Source organism: Arthrobacter sp. H14 (assembly GCF_000520495.1).
Taxonomy (GTDB): Bacteria; Actinomycetota; Actinomycetes; order Actinomycetales; family Micrococcaceae; genus Arthrobacter_C.
In genome coordinates this window covers 37,633-38,738 of sequence record NZ_KI914657.1, presented here as the reverse complement: position 1 = coordinate 38,738, position 1,106 = coordinate 37,633, and the positions used below count along the sequence as shown (strand labels likewise).

At 67.0% G+C, this 1,106-nt stretch carries 2 pseudogenes; both read left to right on the top strand.

The annotated features are described in order from the left end of the window. A pseudogene (locus tag Y707_RS29015) lies at positions 1-600 on the top strand (glycine dehydrogenase (aminomethyl-transferring)); the annotation flags it as partial. After that, positions 597-1,106 (top strand): annotated as a pseudogene (locus tag Y707_RS29890) (glycine dehydrogenase (aminomethyl-transferring)); the annotation flags it as partial. The pseudogenes Y707_RS29015 and Y707_RS29890, both read left to right, overlap by 4 nt.

The window sequence follows — 1,106 nt, the reverse complement described above, 5'->3', positions numbered from 1 at the left end:
TCCATTCAGCCCAACGCCGGCTCGCAGGGTGAACTCGCCGGTCTGTTGGCGATCAGCCGCTACCACGAGTCCCGCGGAGAAGGTCAACGCAAGGTCTGCCTGATCCCGGCGTCGGCCCACGGAACCAACGCGGCCTCGGCCGTGCTCGCTGGCATGAAGGTCGTCGTCGTCGCCACCGCCGAGGACGGATCGATCAACCACGAGGACCTGGCCGCGAAAATCGAGCAGCATTCGGCCACGCTGTCCGCGATCATGATTACCTACCCCTCCACGCACGGCGTTTACGACGACGACGTCCGCATGGTTTGCGACTCGGTGCACGCTGGCGGCGGCCAGGTCTACATCGATGGCGCGAACCTGAATGCCCTGGTCGGCCTCGCCAAACCGGGCGAATTCGGCGGCGATGTCTCGCACCTGAACCTGCACAAGACCTTCTGCATCCCGCACGGTGGCGGCGGTCCCGGCGTCGGGCCCGTTGCTGTTGCCAAGCACTTGGCTCCGTTCCTGCCCGGCGACGCGGCAAGCGGAAATGACGACGACGACGGCGCGGACAGTGCCGCGGCGCAGGCCGGCGGCGTCCCGATCTCGGCCAGCCGTTACTGGCGATCAGCCGCTACCACGAGTCCCGCGGAGAAGGTCAACGCAAGGTCTGCCTGATCCCGGCGTCGGCCCACGGAACCAACGCGGCCTCGGCCGTGCTCGCTGGCATGAAGGTCGTCGTCGTCGCCACCGCCGAGGACGGATCGATCAACCACGAGGACCTGGCCGCGAAAATCGAGCAGCATTCGGCCACGCTGTCCGCGATCATGATTACCTACCCCTCCACGCACGGCGTTTACGACGACGACGTCCGCATGGTTTGCGACTCGGTGCACGCTGGCGGCGGCCAGGTCTACATCGATGGCGCGAACCTGAATGCCCTGGTCGGCCTCGCCAAACCGGGCGAATTCGGCGGCGATGTCTCGCACCTGAACCTGCACAAGACCTTCTGCATCCCGCACGGTGGCGGCGGTCCCGGCGTCGGGCCCGTTGCTGTTGCCAAGCACTTGGCTCCGTTCCTGCCCGGCGACGCGGCAAGCGGAAATGACGACGACGACGGCGCGGAC